We start from the raw sequence: 19,163 nt of genomic DNA, 5'->3' as shown, positions 1-19,163 counted from the left end.
CAACTCGTCTGCGGGACTTTTATGCGATTGCAAATACTCAAACCGATGCCTGCTTTCAACTAAAGAGAAGGAGTCGGGCGATTACTCGCTCGACTCCTTCCCATTCTCAGATTTGCTTGCGCGCTATCGGACTAGTGGCTGATACCCAGGGATGTATCGACGCCGGAAGTGACTCTGCCACCCTGCAGACGGTTGGCCTGGATTACGGCATTTTGAGTGACGATCACCGGCTTGCCGTCCAGATCTGCCACAGCCTGTGCGGTGAAGCCACCACTGCCGTTGCTGAGCCATTCCTGCAGGACACCGGGTAACGGGATATTGATTCCAGACGCCCCCTTGGCAGACCAGAGGATATCGGCCAGGCCGTCACCATCGTAGTCGGCGATGCTGACCATCGTGTAACCCGCGGGCACGGGCATCGTCTGCTGGGATGAAATGTCGGCACCGTTCATGTTCCACAGCATCAGCTCGTTGGCGCCCGGGTTGGTCCAGAACAGGGAGGTGACTCCGTTGCCGGTGACGTCACCCGCACCAAACAGGGTGAAGCCGGCTGGACGGTTGGCAATCTGTGTCGTGACGAAGCCACCTTGCTGGTTGTTGATGGACAGGTACACGGTGGTGTTGTTGATGTTCGGGCTGGTCCACACGATGTCGGCGTAGCCGTCGCCGTTGACGTCGGCAAGGCGAGGCACAAAGCCCGCCGGACCGTTGAACACCGGAGAGAAAGTGGAATGGAAGATGTAGTGCGGGCGCCCCAGAATGTAGAAAAGTATGTAACCCAGTTGCTGCCACTGGACCTGACCGGTCTGGGTATTCACCAGGAATAGTTCGTCGGTACCGGCGCTGTCGAAACTGCCGGCGCCGGCAATGCTCCATCCCGCGGGATACGGGGTACCCACTTGGGCTTCGTAGTAGTTTGCCGTGCCGCCCAGACCATCGGAAAGCATGATGTAAAGCTGGTTGAACGGACCGGTCAGCGCCAGGCTGTCGATGTCGCGAGAGAAGTTGCTCGCGGCTGGCGAAAAGAAATTGCCGATGGCACTGATCGAATAACCCGCTGGCATCGGCTGCGTGACCTCATTCATGGCGATCGAGCCTTTCATGCCCAACTGCAGAAAGCTGCCCTTGCCCGGTTCGAGCACGGCGATGTCACTGAATCCGTCGCCTTCGCCGTAGTTCGCTGACGACAGGTAATCCGACGGCGCGACATAGCCGTTCTTGAACGGGGCGTAGAACGTCGTCAGTGCATTCACCAGGTTGGTGGCGTTGATGCTGCCCAGACCGGTAGCCATGCTGTAGCCGGCGCCGGTGCTCCATGCCGGATCGAGCTGGTCGATGCCACCGGCGCTAAGCACGCCATACGCCTGCGGGGTCTTGCCGGTATAACAGTCGTTGGTGCCCTCATAGCAAGGCTCATCGATGGTACCGACGGTGACATCGTTGAAGACGCAGCCGGCGCCGACCTTGGTGCCATTGGTGGAATTGCAGGCAGTCAGCATCGCGGTGTTGGGTGAACTATTCGTGCCGTATTCCTTGACGCCGATGTTGTACAGGGCCGGCAGGATATTGCCGCTGTTCTGGCCCGAAGCCTGGTTGATCAGCGCCTGCACACCGGCCATCGCCGGTGCCGCGAACGATGTACCCCCGGCACTGTTGAACAGCACATTGTCCGGGTTGGTGTAGTCACAGATGGTGCCGCCCTCGTTCGCATCGGACATGCAGAACACCAACGCATGTCCGTACAGGCCATTGGCCGCGAACAACGAGACGTCTGGCATCAGGCGTGCGCCGTAGTTGTTCGAACCGTAGATGCCCACCTGCCACAGCGGCTGGAACCAGTTGTTGCTGGCGCCACCACTACCGCCGCCGGTATTCAGATACTGCTGACCTGTCGCGCTGTTGCACGCGGCCACGCCATTGCTGAAACCGAGCAGCGCATCCAGCGTGTTGCTGGCGCATGAGGTATTCCAGGTCTGCTCCGGGATGTAGCTCAAGGCGGAGCCGTATAGCGCGGAGTTCGACGAACTCCAATACTGAGCCTCGTTGTTGTAATCATTGAAGTCAGTGCCACCCACCGCCACGTTGTACGGCGTGGAAGCCATGCCGTTGACCGCGATGCCCTGGTAAGCCGCCGATTCGTTCTGGTCGCAACCAGCAGAACCGGCATCACCGGTGGAGACGAACACGGTCACGCCCTCGGCGGCTGCCTGCGACCACAGGTCGCCCGCCTGCGCAGCGGTGCCGTCGACGAAGCCCGCGGCCTCACAATCGCCGTAGCTCAGGCTGAACACGCTGGGCATCGGCGTGGAGTAGCCACTGAGCAGGTTCTGGGCCGCCGTGAATGGTCCGAAGGTCGCACTCTGGCTGTCATCACAGGAGGCGAACACGATGCTGGCGTCCGGTGCTGCTGCGCCGATCCACTCTGTATCCAGTGCAGCCTCGCCTTCATCGCCATTGGTGCCTGGATCCGGGCAACTGGTGTCACCCACAGCCTGCAGCGGATTGATGTAGTTCACCGTGCCACTCACACCTGCAGGCAGGAAGGCATTGCGGAACGTCTGCACGTCCGCAGGCAGAACATCCGTGCGCTCCAGCACGGCCACGGTCTGGCCCGCGCCGCGCACGGGCGTGCTGCGGTTCCATAACGGGGTGACGTTGTAGATCGTGTTGAAATCCTGCGGCGCGACGTCATACGTCGTCTGCGTATCGATCGTGCCCGGCGGCACGGTGATCTGCGGAGCACCCTTGGCCCGCGCCACCATCTTCCACTTGCCGGAGCGCTTGTCGCGGGTCACCGTGCCCACGTCAGTGTGTTGCGGCTTGGGGAAGAAGTTGCCCAATGACGCCGCACCCATCACGACCGAGGCCAGCGCGACCGGAATCTGCTGTTCGGTGGCATTCGCGAAATGCTTTTCACCGTTCACCGTGTAACCGTGCAGCGTGGTGTGGAACGCCTGGCCAATCGCTGCCGACGTGCCGGAGAAGCTGATCATCATGCCTGTAGGGGATGCCGACTCGACATGCAGCCCCTGTGATTGCAACCACTGCTCGACCTTGCCGATATCGGCGGAAGCCGGCCCGAACATCGTGCCGATCTGCGCAGCGGTCAGCCAGTGATGGAAATACGGTGAACTGGGTGTGGTCAACTGGGCCAGATAGCTCTCGAACTGGGATTGCTTGCTGGCGCTGCGTTTGAGCAGCAGCGTCACATTGTGGATGGTACGTGTCGGGGACAACAGGCCGGTGTCGTATTTCGCCAACGCCAGCGCCGGTTTGCTGCCGGCCACTGCGGAAAGCCTGGAATTGTCGATTGCGTCGGTAATGCGTGCCGTATCGGGCGCGTACGTAGGAACGTTGGTCGCAGGGACAGCGGCGTGCGCCCCCGTTGACAGCATCCCCGTCAGTGCCATGGCTGCTCCCGCCAGCCACGGTAAAGGCCTGTTGCTTGACATGTGATATCCCCACTAGAAATCGTGCGATGAATTGAAGTTGTGACTGTCCCCGTCAACGAGCACCGGCTCCGATGATGTCTGCGTGCACACAGCTCCACGGACCTCTCGAGCTTAGGTCAGCGATCGGCGTTAGTCACACACGGCGTTATGCACGTAAGATCACCCAATTCTCACCTACATTTAGACGTCTAAATTTCAAACGACATACTGCGGCGTATCGATACGCCGACGTGCCCACGCACGGAACTTGTCTGGACGTTTGGAAGGCCCATCGGAGTGCCTGCGGTAATGCTTCAACGACTTCTTGCCTGGTTCCAGCGCATCCCGATCGACGATCCGGTCGATCGGCGCAATGGCGTCTTCATGCAGTGGATGTTGTTGTTCGAAGGCCTGCGGATGCCGTTGAACAAGCTTTACCTGCTTCTGTTCAACTGGAACTACATGAGGGACACCCTGTACGACGCAGCACGTACGGGCCCGCACGTGGCCATCGCCATCGACCTGGCCACGGACGTCGCCATGACGCTCGCGGCCTGGATCGGCATCTGGCTGATCCGCCGCGGCCGCTTCCGTCCGGCCGTGGCGCTGTATGTGGGGGTAGTGCTGGCATCGGCAGCGCTGGCCTACGGCGCCTTCGGTTATCACGAAAACTTCGTCGACCTGACCCTGGTCGTGGTGCTGGCGCTAAGTGGCTTGATGCTGGGGCGGCGCGCGCTTTGGACCACCTACGGCGTGCTGATGCTGGTTTTCGCGATCGGCGTGATTCCGCCACAGATCTTCAGCGATGCCCGCCTGTGGCGCGTGGCGGTGGAAACCTATATCGCCTTTCCCGGCCGCGCGCTGATGAGCTATCTGCTGATTGCCATCGTGATCGACCGCAGCATCAACGCCCTGCGCGAGAGCCTGGCCGAGTCGAACGCGCACCGGCGTGAACTGAAACGCGAGATCGCCGAGCGCGAGCGCACACAGGAGCAGCTGCTGCATGCCCAGAAGATGGATGCCGTCGGCAAGCTGGCCAGCGGCATAGCGCATGACATGAACAACGTGCTCGGCATCATCCTTGGATTTGCGATGGAACGGGATCGCCTGAATCCCGACCTCCCGCCCGACGAGGATGTACAGGCGATGGCCGATGCGCTGGAGGGCGTGGAGCTGGCCGCCCGGCGTGGCGCGGCTGTGTGCAGCAAGCTGCTGAACTTCAGTCGCCATGATGTGACACACACGGAAACCTTCGATGCCGTCTCGGCACTGCGCGATATTCAGCCACTGCTTCGGCAGCTGATGCCCTCTTCGGTCCATCTGTCCATCGATACGTCGCGCATCGGCTTGCCGATACGCTTCGATCGCAGCCAGTTCGAACTCGCCCTGCTCAATCTCGCGTCCAATGCGCGCGATGCCATGCCCGACGGCGGACGCTGCACGATCGCGATCACTTCGCACGATGCCTCGACCGTTACCCTGTCGATCCAGGATTCCGGTACTGGCATCCCCGAGGAACTTCGACATCGCATCTTCGAACCGTTCTTCACCACCAAGCCGGTCGACCGGGGCACCGGTCTCGGCCTCAGCGTCGTCTACAGCCTGATTCACCGCGCCGGTGGCGACATCACCGTGCACAGCGCACCTGGCGGCGGCACAATCTTCCGCATTCAGTTACCGATGGCGGTCACCGTCGCGGTGGAGGTACCTGCCGCGCCGCCAACGGATCGCATCCGCGTATGGCTGATTGATGACGACGACAGCTTGCGCGGCGTACTCGCTTCCGCCCTGGAAAAAGGCGGCTGCGACGTGAGCGAGGCGGCCAGCGGCGCAGAAACGGATCGACTGGTGGAACACATGGGACAGCCGCCACATGTGCTGGTCTGCGACTACCGCATGTCTGACACGGACGGGACCTCGCTGCTGCGCCGATTGCGGCAGACCCTGCACTCGGTACCCGCCATCCTCATTTCCGCCTACCTGGAGAGCGACGGCTCAGCTGCCGGGCCGGAGGACATCTACAGCGAGCGCCTGCCGAAACCGTTTCCCCCTTCCGCACTGCTGGCACGCGTCTTTGCCGCTGCAACCCGACGGCATGCGGCTGCGATGGAAACGGGTCAGCTCACCGCCAGCAAATAGCCCTGCCCGTGAACCGCGTTCAGGAGTAGTGGCTCGCCGGTGGAGGCGAGCACCTTTCGGCGCAGGCGATGGATCAGGGAATCCAGCCGATGCGGATCGAACGCATGGATATCGTCGGTGATGGCGGCGATGAGGGTGTCGCGCGCGACGACCTGGTTCGGCTGCTTCATCAGTTCCTCCAGTAGCAGTCGCTCGGTCTTGCTCAGGATCACCCGGCCGCCGGAAGGTGAAAGCAGCAGCCAGTCACCCGAATCAAGTTTCCATGTGCCGGCGGGTACGACCGAGTTCGACGGCGACTTGAGCCTGCGCGCGACGCTATGCAGGGTGGCAACCAGCACGTCGATTTCCACTGGCTTGGACAGGTAGGCATCAGCACCTTCGCTCAAGCCGCGCACCCGGTCGGTGGTTTCCGACCGACCGGTCAGCATCACGATGCCGATATCGGAAAACCGCGCACGCAAGGTTCGCGATACCTCGAACCCGTCGTGGTCGGGAAGGCCGATATCCAGCAGCACGATATCCGGCTTGCGTCGCTCGATGGCCTGCGCCATCTCCCCCACATGGCCGATGGCCATTACCTCGAAACCGAACTGCCTGAGCCGTGGCGTAAGCACCCTGTCCCGCAATAAAGCATCATCATCGATAAGGAGCAGGCGCAAGGTTTCAGCAGACATGGAGGGACTGTGCAGAGGAATGAGACTGTCAGGTTCGAACCATACTGCATCGCGGGCTGTTCCTGTCGTTATGCCCAGATGATTGCATCATCTGCGGGGCGCGCAGCTTGTACAGCTCACTTGTCACGCCATCCGCCTCCTGACACAGGACGATAATAGGAAATGTCTCCGACACCTTTGGGTGCTGTTCAAATTGTCCCCCACACCTTTCTTGTTCGCCTTGAGCCTTGTGGCCGGCGTCCGTGAGAGCGTTCTCCTTCTCCTGGCCGCCTTCATGGAGTGACTCCCTCCTTTTGGAACTCCGTCTCAAACGTGATCAGCTCGCGGATCTCCGGTGTCCGTAATTCCACCATCATCGGATTGCGCACGTTCGGCAGGAAACAGAGATCGAAGATCTCGGAAATGTCGCCCTCGAAACGGATCCAGTGCAGCACGTCGCCATTGGTCAGCGAGATGATCTGCACGCCGCACCATGGCTCGACATCGTGCTGGGTCAGTTCCGCATCCAGCTGCAGCCCTTCGAAGCGCTGGTTCCTCGGCTTGGACAAACCCACCGCCGCGGTGTTGCCGAAGATCGACAGGCCGCGCACGAACCCGGGCAGGAACGCGTGGGGTACAAACGACTTGGTCGTGAAGTCCACCCAGCCCAGATGACCGGTACCGGCATTCAGTACCCACAGCTTGCCATTGGCCCAGCGCGGCGAGTACGGCATCGACAGGCCTTCGCAGACGATCTCGTTGGTGTCGATGTCGATCACCACCCCGCCGTTGTGGCGACGGTCGCGCCAGCCATCCACCGCATCGCTCTTGCACACCGCGGTGACGTACTTGGGCGCACCGTCGACCATCGCCAGGCCATTGAGGTGGCAACGGTCTTCCAGAGCCAGCTTGCTGATGAAGTCCGGTTTCCAGATCGCCTTGAAGCTGTGCGTCTGGCTCAACTCGGCAAGGCAGGAGTACTTGGTGTTGATGAAGACCACCTTGGAAACGCTTCGGGGTTTGGGGCAGCGGTGGTTGGGGTGCAGTATTTGATGAGGTATCGGGGTTTGCGGATAAAGGTCGAGGGCCGCCGAATACGGTTCAGTGTTGAGGATAGCGATGTAAATGCCGGACTCGAGGTTCCCTTGTAGTCTGAAAGAATGCCGTCAGAAACAATTTGCGGAACGCGGCTACCATCCGTATCTACGCACGACTCGCCAACTCGCGCGTCAGCCAGTCGATGAATACGCGTACGCGCGGCGAGAGTTGCCGGCTGTGGGGATAGAGCAGGGAAACCGGTGTCGGTGACGGTGGAAACTCGGGAAGCACGTTAACCAGCGTGCCGGCGGCAAGATCGGCATCAACGTGATAGCGCGGCACCTGGATCAAGCCGAGGCCAAGCCGCGCAGCGGCGACATAGGTTTCGGCAGACGCCACTGTAAGCGGCGCCGGCAGCACGACGTTTCGCAACTCGCCGTTGATCGAAAACTCGAGCGGCAACGTCATCCCGGTCGCTGACGACAGGAAGCCGATTGCTTGGTGGGCCTGGAGATCGTCGATGCTGACGGGCATACCATGACGGGCGAGATAGTCCGGGCTCGCGCAAGTCACTTCTTCAAGCACCGCGACACGCCGCCCGACCATCGCGCTGTCCTTCAAATCGCCCACCCGCAGCACGCAATCCACACCCTCGCGCACCAGATCGACGAGACGATCGCCCTCCCCCAGATGCAGTTGCAGGTCCGGGTATTCCGTCAGAAACGCCGGCAGCCCTGGCAGCACGAAATGGCGCGCCAGCGTGCCATGGACGTCCACACGCAGTTGCCCGCGCGGTTTGGCGTTGCTGAAAACGGCCTCGGCGTCTTCGACCTCAGCAAGAATGGCGACGCAACGTTGGTAGAACGCTTCACCGTCCAGCGTGGATCGGACATGGCGCGTGGTCCGCTGCAGCAGCCGCACTCCCAGCCGTTTCTCCAGCTCCTTGATCGCCTGCGTAGCGGTCGAACGAGGCAGTTCGAGATCCTGTGCAGCGAGGGTAAAACTTTGTCGCTCCACGATTCGCGTGAACAGCCGCATGACATCCAGCCGGTCCATCTCGCCACCCAATTGTTCGTTAAAAGCGAATAGTGTTGACAATTTAGCATGGATTATTTGTCCACAGCGAAAGCCTAAAGTTTCTCCACACCCCGGCATTGGCCGGTCTGGAGAGATTCCATGAACAAGCAGAATCAGAAAGTCGCCCTGGTCACCGGCGCATCCCGCGGTATCGGCGCAGCCATTGCGCAGCGACTGGCCCGCGACGGTTTCACCGTCATCGTCAACTACACCGAAAGCGCGGAGCCGGCCGAAGCCCTGGTCCGTTCGATTCAGCAGGCTGGCGGTCAGGCCCTGGCGGCGAAAGCGGACGTGAGCAACACCGCCGATGTCCGTCGCCTGTTCGATGCCGCGGAAACCGCCTTCGGCGGCGTGGATGTGCTGGTGAACAACGCCGGCATCATGCAGCTGGCGAACATGGCGGATGCGGAAGACGCCTCGTTCGATCGGCAGATCGCGGTGAACCTGAAAGGCACCTTCAACACGCTGCGCGAAGCCGCCACGCGCCTGCGCAACGGCGGCCGCATCGTGAATTTCTCGTCCAGCGTCGTCGGCCTGCTGCAACCCGGCTACGGCATCTATGCCGCCACCAAGGCCGGTGTCGAGGCGATGACGAGCGTGTTCGCCAAGGAACTGCGCGGACGCAGCATCACGGTCAACGCGATTGCACCCGGCCCCACCGCTACGGATCTCTTCCTCAAGGGCAAGCCGCAGGAAGTCGTCGATCGCCTCGCCAAGCTCGCTCCGCTGGAGCGTCTGGGCCAGCCCGAAGACATCGCCGATGCAATCGCCTTCCTCGCCGGCCCCGACGCTGGCTGGATCAACGGCCAGGTCCTGCGTGCCAACGGCGGAATCATCTGAACCCCACGCGTCGCGTCACCCACACGGCGCTCACACTGACTGAGGAATCCCATCATGAAACAGGTCATCGTCGTCACCGGCGCCTCCAGTGGCTTTGGCGCCCTCGCCGCCCGCGCGCTCGCCCATGCCGGGCATACGGTCTACGCCAGCATGCGTGAAACCACCGGCCGCAATGCACCGCAAGTCGAAGAAGTGAACAAGTACGCCACAGAGCACGGTGTCGATCTGCGTGCCGTCGAGCTGGACGTTGCCAGCGAAGCCTCGGCTGAAGCAGGCATCCAGCAGGTCCTGGCCGACAGCGGCCGTCTGGACGTCGTCATCCACAACGCCGGCCACATGTCGTTCGGACCGGCCGAGGCGTTCACGCCGGAGCAGTTCGCCCAGCTCTACGACATCAATGTGCTCAGCACACAGCGCGTCAATCGTGCCGCCCTGCCGCACATGCGCAAACAGGGTCGTGGTCTGGTGGTGTGGGTGTCCAGCAGCAGTGCGCGTGGCGGCACGCCACCTTATCTCTCCCCGTATTTCGCGGCGAAGGCGGCGATGGATTCGCTCGCCGTCAGCTACGCCAGCGAGCTTTCGCGCTGGGGCATCGAAACCTCGATCATCGTGCCAGGCGCCTTCACCAAGGGCACCAATCACTTCGCACATTCGAGTTCACCCGCGGACAAGGATCGCGCCGCCGAATACGACAACGGCCCCTATGCCGGCGTGCCGGCGCAGGCCTTGAAAGGCCTCGCCTCGCTCGAACCCGCCGATGCCGATACGGCGACCGTTGCCGATGCCATCGTGAAGGTAGTCGGCATGCCATTCGGCCAGCGCCCGTTCCGCACGCATATCGACCCCTCCCAGGATGGCTGCGAAATCGTCAATGGTGTCGCTGATCGTGTCCGCGCGGAGATGTTTCGTCGCATCGGGCTGGAGGATTTGTTGCGGCTGCAAGTGAAGCCGGTGGCGGCAAGCTGAAACAGTACGGTGGTTGTTGAACATGAGGCGGCGAGGAAACCTTGCCGCCTTTTCAATTAGGGGAAAACGACAGAATGATGTCAGGTAAGTAGTTCTGACTCGAATAGTTTTGGCGTTCGCGATTGAATGGACACGTGGGCTTGCCGTGCCTCCGGTTTCGGCGGACAGTCACATCTCCCGTCGCCCTTCATGTCCTCGGCTGCACGAACGAAGGGCGCCCCTATTGCTCTGCCACATCTGTGCTGTGAGGGTTTGCATGAACACTAAAAACGCGAGTGTTTCCGATTCGTGGTTCGCGAACCTGCCGAGCCTTTTGCCCGACCTCGAAGCGCTGTACACCGACATCCATACCCATCCGGAATTGTCGACGCAGGAGACGCGCACGGCCGACCTTGCTGCCACCCATCTGCGCCAAGCCGGCTTCGAAGTAACCACCGGCGTCGGCGGCACCGGCGTGGTCGGCCTGCTGCGCAACGGCGACGGCCCGACCGTGATGCTGCGCGCCGACATGGATGCGTTGCCGGTCGCAGAGGCGACGGGTCTGCCGTATGCAAGCAAGGTCACGGCGAAGGACAAGGATGGCCATACGGTGCCGGTGATGCACGCTTGCGGTCACGACATGCACGTCACCTGGTTGATCGGTGCAACCACTTTGCTCGCGCAGGTGCGCGAGCACTGGCGCGGCACCGTGATGGCGGTGTTCCAGCCCGCCGAGGAAACCGGCACCGGCGCGCAGGCGATGATCGACGATGGCCTGTTTGAGCGCTTCCCGAAGCCCGACATCGTGCTCGGCCAACACGTGATGGTCGGCGTGGCCGGCACGATCAGCGGCCGCGCCGGCGTGATCACCTCCGCCGGCGACAGCCTGCAGATCCGCCTGTTCGGTCGCGGCGCACACGGCTCTATGCCGCAGGCAAGCATCGACCCGGTGGTGATGGCCGCAGCGACCGTGCTGCGCCTGCAGACGATCGTGTCGCGCGAGCTCGCCGCCACCGAAGCCGCCGTGGTCACGGTCGGCTCGCTGCAGGCCGGCACCAAGGAGAACGTGATCCCCGACGAGGCGATCATCAAGCTCAACGTGCGCACCTTCGACGAGGGCGTGCGCCAGCGCGTGCTCGCCGCGATCACGCGCATCGTCAACGCCGAGGCGGCCGCGTCGGGCGCGCCCAGGCCGCCGGAGATCACGCCGCTGGATCATTACGCGCTGGTCGTCAACGACGCCGACGCGAACCAGAAGGTCGGCGATGCATTCCGCCAGTATTTCCCGGAGGGGCGCGTCGAGAAAACCCTGCCGACCTCGGCGAGCGAAGATTTTGGCTGCTTCGGTGCGCAGTGGAAGGTGCCCTCGGTGTTCTGGTTCGTCGGGGGCACCGATGCGGAGGTCTACGCGAAGGCGCAGGCCGCGGGCCGGCTTAACGATTTGCCGACCAACCACAACCCGCGGTTCGCACCGGTCATCCAGCCGACTCTGCGCACCGGCGTCGAAACGCTGGTCATCGCCGTGCATGCATGGCTGGCGGCGAAGTAGCAGTGCTCTGCGCTGCTGCCCTGCGTTTGCCGACACGAGACGGATCACCGACCTGACGCTACATTGTGTTGTCTACACAGGGGCTTTCCGCATGCCGACGACGAAACTGCTGCTGTTGATCGCCGACCTGATCGGCACCTTCGTGTTCGCGCTCAGTGGCGCGACGGCGGCGACGCGGCGCCGACTCGATCTGTTCGGCGTGCTGGTGCTGTCGTTTGCGGCGGCCAATGCCGGTGGCATCACGCGCGACCTGCTGATCGGCGCGGTGCCGCCGGCGGCGATCAGCGACTGGCGCTATCTCGCCGTGTCGGTATGCGCCGGCGTGATCACGTTCTGGTGGGCTCCCCTGATCGAGCGGCTGCAGAACCCGGTGCGCATGTTCGACGCGGCCGGCCTGGCCCTCTTCGCAGTCGCCGGCGCGCAGAAAGCGTTGGCGTTCGGACTGAACCCGGTCATGGCAGCACTGCTCGGCATGCTTACCGGCATCGGCGGCGGCATGGTGCGTGACGTGCTGCTGGCCGACGTGCCGATGGTGTTGCGCGCCGATCTGTATGCGGTGGCTGCGCTGGCCGGTGCGACCGTGGTCGTCATCGGCGCGTCGCTGGGGTTGCCGTCCGCCGCAACGATGATCGCCGGAGCCCTACTCTGCTTCGGGCTGCGCATGCTGGCGGTGCGGCGCGGCTGGCAGCTGCCGATCGCCGGTGGCCGCCGTGTGGAAAAGCCGGGTGATGCCACACCCAAATCCTGAGGAAAAGAGGTGTCAGGTTGAAGTGGCCCGGATAGCACCCAGAATATTTCCGATGCGATCTATGGCCCCGCTGCGGTCAAACCATACTTGGCGGCACGTGCCTCGATGTCCGGATCAAGCGCACGCGCGGCGACCAGATCGGCATCGCCCGCATCCGTCTGGCCACTGCGGATTTTCGCCAAGCCAAGGCCGTAGCGTGACCACGCGGAATGCGGCGTTTGCGCGAGAGCCTGCTCGTAGGCCTTGATCGATTCGGGATAGTGTCCGAGCCGCAGCTGCACCATGCCGAGACTGTCGAGGTAGACTGGCTTTTCGCCATCGCGCCTGATCGCCTTGCGGCAATCCTTCAAGGCATCGTCGAGCATCTGATTGCTCAGGCTGCGCGCCCAGCAGCGCTGGTTGAGCGCCAAGCCAAGCATGGCGTCATCGCCATGCAGGCGAATCCAGTCGTCGAGGATGGGTAGCGCCGCAGCCGGTTGATCGAGTCGGATATACAGACCAGCAATCGAACGCGCCTGCGTTGATCCCGCAGGTGCCAAGGCGCCTGCCGCCGTCACGTCGGCTGTCGCACCCGTGCGGTCCTTGTGCACGAAGCGAAGTTCGGCGCGCAGCAGCAACGCGTCGACGTTTTTCGGATCCAGGCTCAAGGATTTGTCCAGATCGGCGAGTGCCGCGTCAGGCTGTTTGTCCGCCGCACGTGCCCGCGCACGGGCAACATAGTAGACGGCTTGATCGGGCGCCATGCGGATTGCCTCGTCCAGATCGGTTTCGGCAGCCTTCGGTTCGCCGCGAGACAGGTACGCTTCGCCGCGCAGAGCATAATCGGGTGCGCTCGTGGGCGCTGCGCCGTTGTCGTCCGCAGCAACGCCGGCACCGGGTTTATCGTTGTCGCTCGGCGCTTCGGCCAGGGTAAACACGCGGCCGCCGTTGTAGGTGAAATAAGCTTTCTTCTTGCTGTTGGCGATGAACATGTGATGGGCGAGCAGAAAATCCACGCCGAGCAGCATGTCGGTTTCACCTCCGCCAATGTTTCCGTCGATGACCTGCATCTGGCTGTGCTGGATGGTTTCCGTGCCGACCGAGAAAGAATCAATGCGTACCGTCCATGTCTTGACCGACTTGGCGCCAATACCGAAGCTTCTGCCAGCCCTGACCTCGGGCGTATTCAGGTCGATGCCGACCCGCTCGGCGGCGCGACGGCTGAGCAACGTGGCATACGCACCCGAATCGAGCACCGCCCGCACCTGCTTGCCGTTTATCGTCACGTTGAGAAAAGTACGCCGGTCGTTCTGGTTATCGGCCGACATGATATCGGCGACGTTGTACTTGCCATCCTTGGACCAATAGGCCAGCGAGCTTTTGTCGCAGTGTTCCGCCTTGAACAGCGTCAATTTTCCCTGTGCCAGATCGATTTCCAGATCGACCAGATCGAGCAGGTTGGCGCCGAGCAAGCCATGACCCGTATCCGTGCCTCCAACGATGAAAGCAATATCGTGGAGCGTCGTACCGAGAATGCCGAAGTCCTTGACCTGAGTGAACTGGACACCCGCACTGCCTCCAATGCCGTTGATGCGAAAACCAAATGGCGCAGGTCGCAGCTTGAGCCCCAGCGACGACGCGTTCGCATGCGACATGGTGTTGAAGAATGCCCCGGTATCGAGGATGAAGCGCGTATCGCTCCCGTTGATCTTCACCATGGTCGTGGCTTGGCCGCCGACCATTTCCACCGGCAACGTGCCGTAATCCTTCAACTGGCAGCCATCAGCCCAAGCGTGGCTTGCGAGCAAAACGCCGATGCCCAGGCAGCCCAAACGCAACATCCTCATTGTCACCGCTCCCCTTTGCATGCCAAGGCTGCGGAATGCAGGCGTGGTCGTCGAGCACCAGTTGGCATGGATGCTCGGCGCATGATGGCGAAAACTCTAAAGCCGCTCAAGGAGTGATTGGCCAGTGAAGGATGGACGGAGCGAAACGGCCTGCCTTGGTTTCGACCTACGAGCGGAACCGATCCATCCGCAGCATCTTTCAGAAATTGCTCCTGACACTATTTTCTTACGCCGCGATTAACCAACGCGATACTGACCGCCATCTACGACCATGGCCTGACTTGTGAGCACGCCTTGTTGGTACATCCATGTAACGGCGAATGGTCTGGTGCAGATTTTCCGAATTTTCGTTCGTGGAAAACTCAAAGAGTGATGTCGGGCAAGTCGCTCTGAGGCATCCCTTTCAGGAAATTATTCCCGAGGCGGACCGATTTTTTCGGACACGCCAATTAAGCACTCGTCGCCCCGCCATCGACAACCGTACATGCCATGCGCAAACGCCAGACCCGAGGCTCAAGAGAATCACTCGGCACCTGACAGGCAAGGAAGGCACACAACTCAAAACCCTCACCGTATCGATCGCCCTTGTTTGATGTGAGTGACGAGCGTTTCCGGCGTGACCTTGGCTCGAAATCGGCCCATGGTTCTATGTCCTTCGGTCAACTTGGTGCGCAAGCTGAAGCAGGTTCAATATGCGTCGGCGGGCGCATCGATGATGCTCTTGGAAGAGTTCGACCATGGATTGCAAAGCCGTTGTCAGCCATGAGGATTCATTCAAGCGGGTGTCCAGCTCGCGCCATGTGATACGGGCGAGAAGCTGGTGAAACGATCTGTGCTTGACGTTGAGCCACGTTGGGGAAATGTGCACAGGTCGAGGCCTCCTCGATGAGTTCTCGCGCTTGTCACGCCAAGTCCGTTCAAGGAGGAAGGCCATGATTAGCGAACCGGTTGCCGCCAAGCGCGCTTTGCTCGCGATGTACGCGGAAGACATGTTTGATCCCCAGACCGCAACTCTTGCACCAGTCATCGATCCAAGATGCGCGGGCGAGTGGAGGCTCCTCGGCCATTTGATCGCCAGGAATGCGTTGTTCGAGGGCCAAAAGCTTCAGCTCGGTGATGCAACGTATTACGGATTCCTCGCTGTCAACAAAAGTGACGCGACGAACGTTGTCGCCGTCGTTCGCGGGACGGAAACCACGGTGGAATGGCTGGAAAACTTCGAGGGACTGCTGATCGACCGCCCTAGTATCGGCTGGGTCGAACAAGGCTTCGATTCGATTTATGGCTCCATGACATACGTCGAGCTGGGTGCCGCGCCCGCTGCTGCGGCGGCAACCATGTCCGCCGCGTCGGCGATCGCTGCGACACTTCCCGCAAGCGTGACCGTGACCGTCATCGGCCACAGTTTGGGTGCTGCCCTGGCATCTTATTTGATGCTGGATCTCGCCAGCGTGCCTCAGCGTACCTATCGCGTGGAGGGCAGTTTGTTTGCATGTCCGCGCGCTGGCGGTCGCGATTTTGTCCAGCGTGTGGACGATGCTGTCGATGCCTATCGCGTTTACAACTACATGCGTGATCTCGTGCCGCATGTACCGCCATCGTTGCCTTTGCCCATCAACTTCGAATCGTTTTCGCAGACCATCTGGATCAAAGCCTGCGACGCCCAGGCCATCATCCAGAACGATATCGTCTGCAATCACCACGCGTATTGCTATGCCGCCATGCTGGACTTTGGCAGCGTCGCGGTCACACCAGACACTCCCTGCATCGTCGGCAAAGCAGCAGCTTAGTCATCGTTGCCTCGGGTGCAGCGTCTTGAACCGTTGAGTGACTTCTAGGGGAACGTCGTGTCCGATCAACAATTCCAGACCGCCGATGCGGTATATCAAGCCGACGCCTCAGCGCTTGCCGGAAAGCGAGCGCTCCACGAGCAGAGCACAGCGGCTTCGCCTCCCCCGTTGCGTGAATCGTCGGGTGAAGCGCCCATCCGTGTTCCTGCTGACGCCACAGATGCACCGTTCGGCATTTCTCCGATCGAATCAGTTTCGGAAGATGCTCCTGCATCGATGCCCTCGGCCGAGTGGTCGCTGACTGGTGACCAGTGGCGTGGACAACCATCGGTTCTGGATTCGAACAGCGAGCCCGAACAGGAGGTCGATGGCATCAAACGAATCGGGCTGGCTTTGTCGGGCGGAGGCATTCGCAGCGCCACCTTCAGCCTCGGTGTGCTTCAGCGCATGGCGATGCGCGACACATTGAAAGAAATAGACATGCTTTCCACGGTATCCGGCGGCGGCTACATGGGGGCATTTCTGTCCGCGTGGATTCATCGCAGCTCACCGGCGGATGTATGGAGTGCGCTCAAGCGTTGCCCGGAAAACAACGAAACCGAACCACCGCAGGTTCAATGGCTGCGCCGCTACAGCAACTACCTGACTCCCCGCGTCGGCGCATTGAGCCTGGATGCACTGACTGTTGCTGCGACCTACCTGCGCAACGTCGCGCTCAACATGTGCGTGCTGGTCGCTTTCGTCGCGGCCATAGTCGTGGTGCCTCTTTTCTTTGTCGCCCCTGTTCAAGCCCTGCTCAATCATGCTTCTGTGGCACGCGCCGGTACGGCGATCTTCGGTTTGATCGCGCTGGTTGCCTGCTTCATTCAGCTCTCTCCCAGATCCCGCCAGCGCTGGCCACGGGTCACACGTCCGCTGCTCGTCTACGCCACAGTGATCGCACCGGGCTTTCTCACCGCGTTGTTTGGCGCAGCCTTCCTGGTGTCCGTGGATGACAGCGCACCGTGGGTTCACGCATGTCTGTTCACCATGCTGGGTATCGTGGCGATCATGGCAGTGACCCAGGCAGCCCTGAGCCGGCTCGGCCCTGTCTCGTCATCGCCCAGCGTGAGCGCGTTTCGCTTTGCGGTCTATGCGCCGGCGACTGCCGTGGTCGTGGCCGTTGGTTTCCTGATGCTGGCTGGCTTGAATCACGGGTGGCATTCAAGGGGCGCTACGGCCGAAAACGCGGCCTTGATGCTGGTTTTCGGCGCCCCACTGCTGGTGGGTGTTGTCGCGGTCAGCGTCACATTGTGGATAGGCTTGCTGGGGCGCGACTATCCGGAGATGTATCGGGAATGGTGGAGTCGCGTGGGGGGCGCGGCGATATCCGTGGGCGCGGTCTGGATCGCCTGGTGCGCGTTGGCCACCTATGTACCGATGTATCTGCCTGCGTGGCTGGCAGGTATCGGCCCGTGGACGAATCACGTTATTGCCGCCGGCTGGATCGGCTCGCTCGCGACGGCTATTGGACTGGTGCGCTCCTTGTCCGGAAACGCCACCTCGGGAAAGACGCTACCGATGCGTGCAAGCATCGCCGCCATTCTGGCCACCGTGGTGCTGGTGATGCTGGTGATCGCCATTGCTTGTGGGGTTTTCGCACTCATGCAATGGAACACACCGATCCTGCCGCAAGGAAACGGTTTCGTCGATGTGACCTACTGGGTTTGCTGTACGACCCAGGTGCCAGCGCCCACAGCAGCCTTCGCAGCTCTTCATTACCTGCCCGCCGCATGGATGGTCTTGCTTGCCAGCGCCATTACCGCCGTTGTGTTTGGCTGGCGCGTGGACATCAATCGCTTCTCGCTCCACGACATGTACAAGAATCGGTTGATACGATGCTATCTGGGCGCATCCAATCAGATGCGCAAACCGAACCTGTTCACCGGTTTCGATCCCAACGACGACATCGCGTTGGCCGATCTCGCTCCACTCCAATCAGTTGAGCCGGCACCCGTTCGTGGTTCATCCGCCAAACGCGCGCCCGAGAACGATATCCCGTTGAATGCCGAGCCGCAGCGTCCTTTTCCCATCTTCAACACCGCGCTGAATCTCGTTCACGGATCAGAGTTGGCCTGGCAGGAACGGAAATCTGCCCTGTTTGTGCTCACTCCCACGTTTTGCGGTTACAACCTCGCGCCTGCCACTGGCGACAAACCGCTTTTCGCAGGGCCGTGTACCCAAACAGCAGGTGCGGCACCGGAGCAGGCGTTTCGCCCAACCGCGTTGTATGCAGACAACGCATCACGCGATGAGATGAGCGCCTATCGCACAGCGGGACCTCATAATCTTCCGGCCAATATCGATAACGGGGAGCGCACGGGATTCACGATCGGAATGGCCATGGCGACCTCCGGTGCGGCAGTCAGTCCCAACATGGGTGCCAACACGCAGCCAGCGCTTGCGATGCTGATGACCTTCTTCAATATTCGACTGGGTCGCTGGTGCCCGAACCCTGGCAAGCAGGATTGGCGGCGATCCGGTCCGCGCTCAAATCTGGCTTGGCTTATCGCGGAAGCGAGCGGCAACACCAATGAGCGAAGGAGCTTCGTCTATCTTTCCGATGGCGGACACTTCGAGAACACGGCCGTCTATGAACTTGTGCGCCGCCGCTGCTCACACATCGTCATGGTTGATGCTGGCGCAGACCCCGCTCGTGCCTTCGAAGATCTTGGCAACCTGATCCGCAAGGTGCGTGTCGATCTCGGCGCGGAGATCGAGTTGAAGCTGAGCGATCTATATGCGCTGAAGACGGGTCGCAGCATGGCAGGCTTCGTCCGCGGGCAAGTGACCTACGCGACCAACAACGAACGCGCGACAGGCAAGATCCTGCTCATCAAACCCACGCTCGGCAAAGACAAACTCGAACCCGCCGACGTCTACAACTATGCCCGTGGCGATGAGACCTTTCCCCAACAGACGACCCTGGATCAATGGTTCGACGAGTCCCAGTTTGAAGCCTATCGCTGCCTGGGCTCGTTCCTGACCAAGGCAGCCTTTGACGCAAACCCAGGATTTTTTACCTGAGAGGCGCGCTGTGATCAGCGAAGTCCCGAGCTGGCAACTCGCGCGCAATGGAATGCTGTCG

The 19,163-nt window shown here is 61.4% G+C and carries 12 protein-coding genes; 7 read left to right on the top strand and 5 right to left on the bottom strand.

The features are described from left to right. Positions 1-131 precede the first annotated feature (131 nt). Entirely contained in the window at positions 132-3,410 is a 3,279-nt protein-coding gene (locus B0E48_RS09280; RefSeq protein WP_168170333.1) for a protease pro-enzyme activation domain-containing protein, read from the bottom strand. Between the two features lie 330 nt (positions 3,411-3,740). Here B0E48_RS09280 and B0E48_RS09275 point away from each other — a divergent pair, with 330 nt between their 5' ends. Then, the gene (locus B0E48_RS09275) at positions 3,741-5,570 is read left to right on the top strand and encodes an ATP-binding protein (protein WP_077517851.1); all 1,830 of its coding nucleotides are present in this window, start codon (positions 3,741-3,743) and stop codon (positions 5,568-5,570) included. Here the strand turns inward: B0E48_RS09275 and B0E48_RS09270 are convergent. From B0E48_RS09270 to B0E48_RS09255, 3 genes are all read right to left on the bottom strand, one after another. Next, positions 5,549-6,244: a response regulator transcription factor gene (locus tag B0E48_RS09270; protein WP_077517850.1), complete on the bottom strand. Its 696-nt coding sequence runs from the start codon at positions 6,242-6,244 to the stop codon at positions 5,549-5,551. The two genes, B0E48_RS09275 and B0E48_RS09270, sit on opposite strands and share 22 nt — an antisense overlap. Positions 6,245-6,516: 272 nt before the next feature. Beyond that, on the bottom strand, positions 6,517-7,224 hold the full coding sequence (locus tag B0E48_RS09260) for a TIGR03032 family protein (protein ID WP_254423907.1): 708 nt from the start codon (positions 7,222-7,224) through the stop codon (positions 6,517-6,519). A gap of 202 nt (positions 7,225-7,426) precedes the next feature. Further along, positions 7,427-8,317: a LysR family transcriptional regulator gene (locus B0E48_RS09255; protein WP_077518370.1), complete on the bottom strand. Its 891-nt coding sequence runs from the start codon at positions 8,315-8,317 to the stop codon at positions 7,427-7,429. A gap of 120 nt (positions 8,318-8,437) precedes the next feature. Here B0E48_RS09255 and B0E48_RS09250 point away from each other — a divergent pair, with 120 nt between their 5' ends. From B0E48_RS09250 to B0E48_RS09235, 4 genes are all read left to right on the top strand, one after another. Next, positions 8,438-9,178 (top strand): SDR family oxidoreductase, encoded by a 741-nt coding sequence (locus B0E48_RS09250; protein ID WP_077517848.1) that lies wholly within the window; start codon positions 8,438-8,440, stop codon positions 9,176-9,178. Between the two features lie 54 nt (positions 9,179-9,232). Then, a complete protein-coding gene (locus B0E48_RS09245; RefSeq protein WP_077517847.1) occupies positions 9,233-10,144 on the top strand; it encodes an SDR family oxidoreductase in 912 nt (303 codons plus the stop codon). 256 nt (positions 10,145-10,400) lie between these two features. Further along, the gene (locus B0E48_RS09240) at positions 10,401-11,672 is read left to right on the top strand and encodes a M20 family metallopeptidase (protein WP_077517846.1); all 1,272 of its coding nucleotides are present in this window, start codon (positions 10,401-10,403) and stop codon (positions 11,670-11,672) included. A 91-nt stretch (positions 11,673-11,763) separates the two neighbouring features. Further along, positions 11,764-12,420, top strand: coding sequence for a trimeric intracellular cation channel family protein (locus B0E48_RS09235; RefSeq protein WP_077517845.1), 657 nt, complete (start codon positions 11,764-11,766; stop codon positions 12,418-12,420). Between the two features lie 59 nt (positions 12,421-12,479). On the opposite strand, the gene B0E48_RS09230 is transcribed toward B0E48_RS09235, so the two are convergent. Further along, positions 12,480-14,246, bottom strand: a complete 1,767-nt coding sequence (locus tag B0E48_RS09230) for an aspartyl protease family protein (protein WP_254423906.1) — start codon at positions 14,244-14,246, stop codon at positions 12,480-12,482. A gap of 932 nt (positions 14,247-15,178) precedes the next feature. On the opposite strand from B0E48_RS09230, the gene B0E48_RS09225 reads away from it, so the two are divergent. Both B0E48_RS09225 and B0E48_RS09220 read left to right on the top strand, forming a co-directional pair. Next, a complete protein-coding gene (locus B0E48_RS09225) occupies positions 15,179-16,036 on the top strand; it encodes a lipase family protein (RefSeq protein ID WP_168170332.1) in 858 nt (285 codons plus the stop codon). Positions 16,037-16,093: 57 nt separating this feature from the next. Beyond that, positions 16,094-19,102, top strand: coding sequence for a patatin-like phospholipase family protein (locus tag B0E48_RS09220; protein WP_139350223.1), 3,009 nt, complete (start codon positions 16,094-16,096; stop codon positions 19,100-19,102). Positions 19,103-19,163 lie beyond the last annotated feature (61 nt).

Source organism: Rhodanobacter sp. C03, assembly GCF_002001175.1.
Taxonomy (GTDB): Bacteria; Pseudomonadota; Gammaproteobacteria; order Xanthomonadales; family Rhodanobacteraceae; genus Rhodanobacter.
The sequence above is the reverse complement of the archived record's forward strand: the minus strand, read 5'-3'. Positions and strand labels throughout refer to the sequence as shown.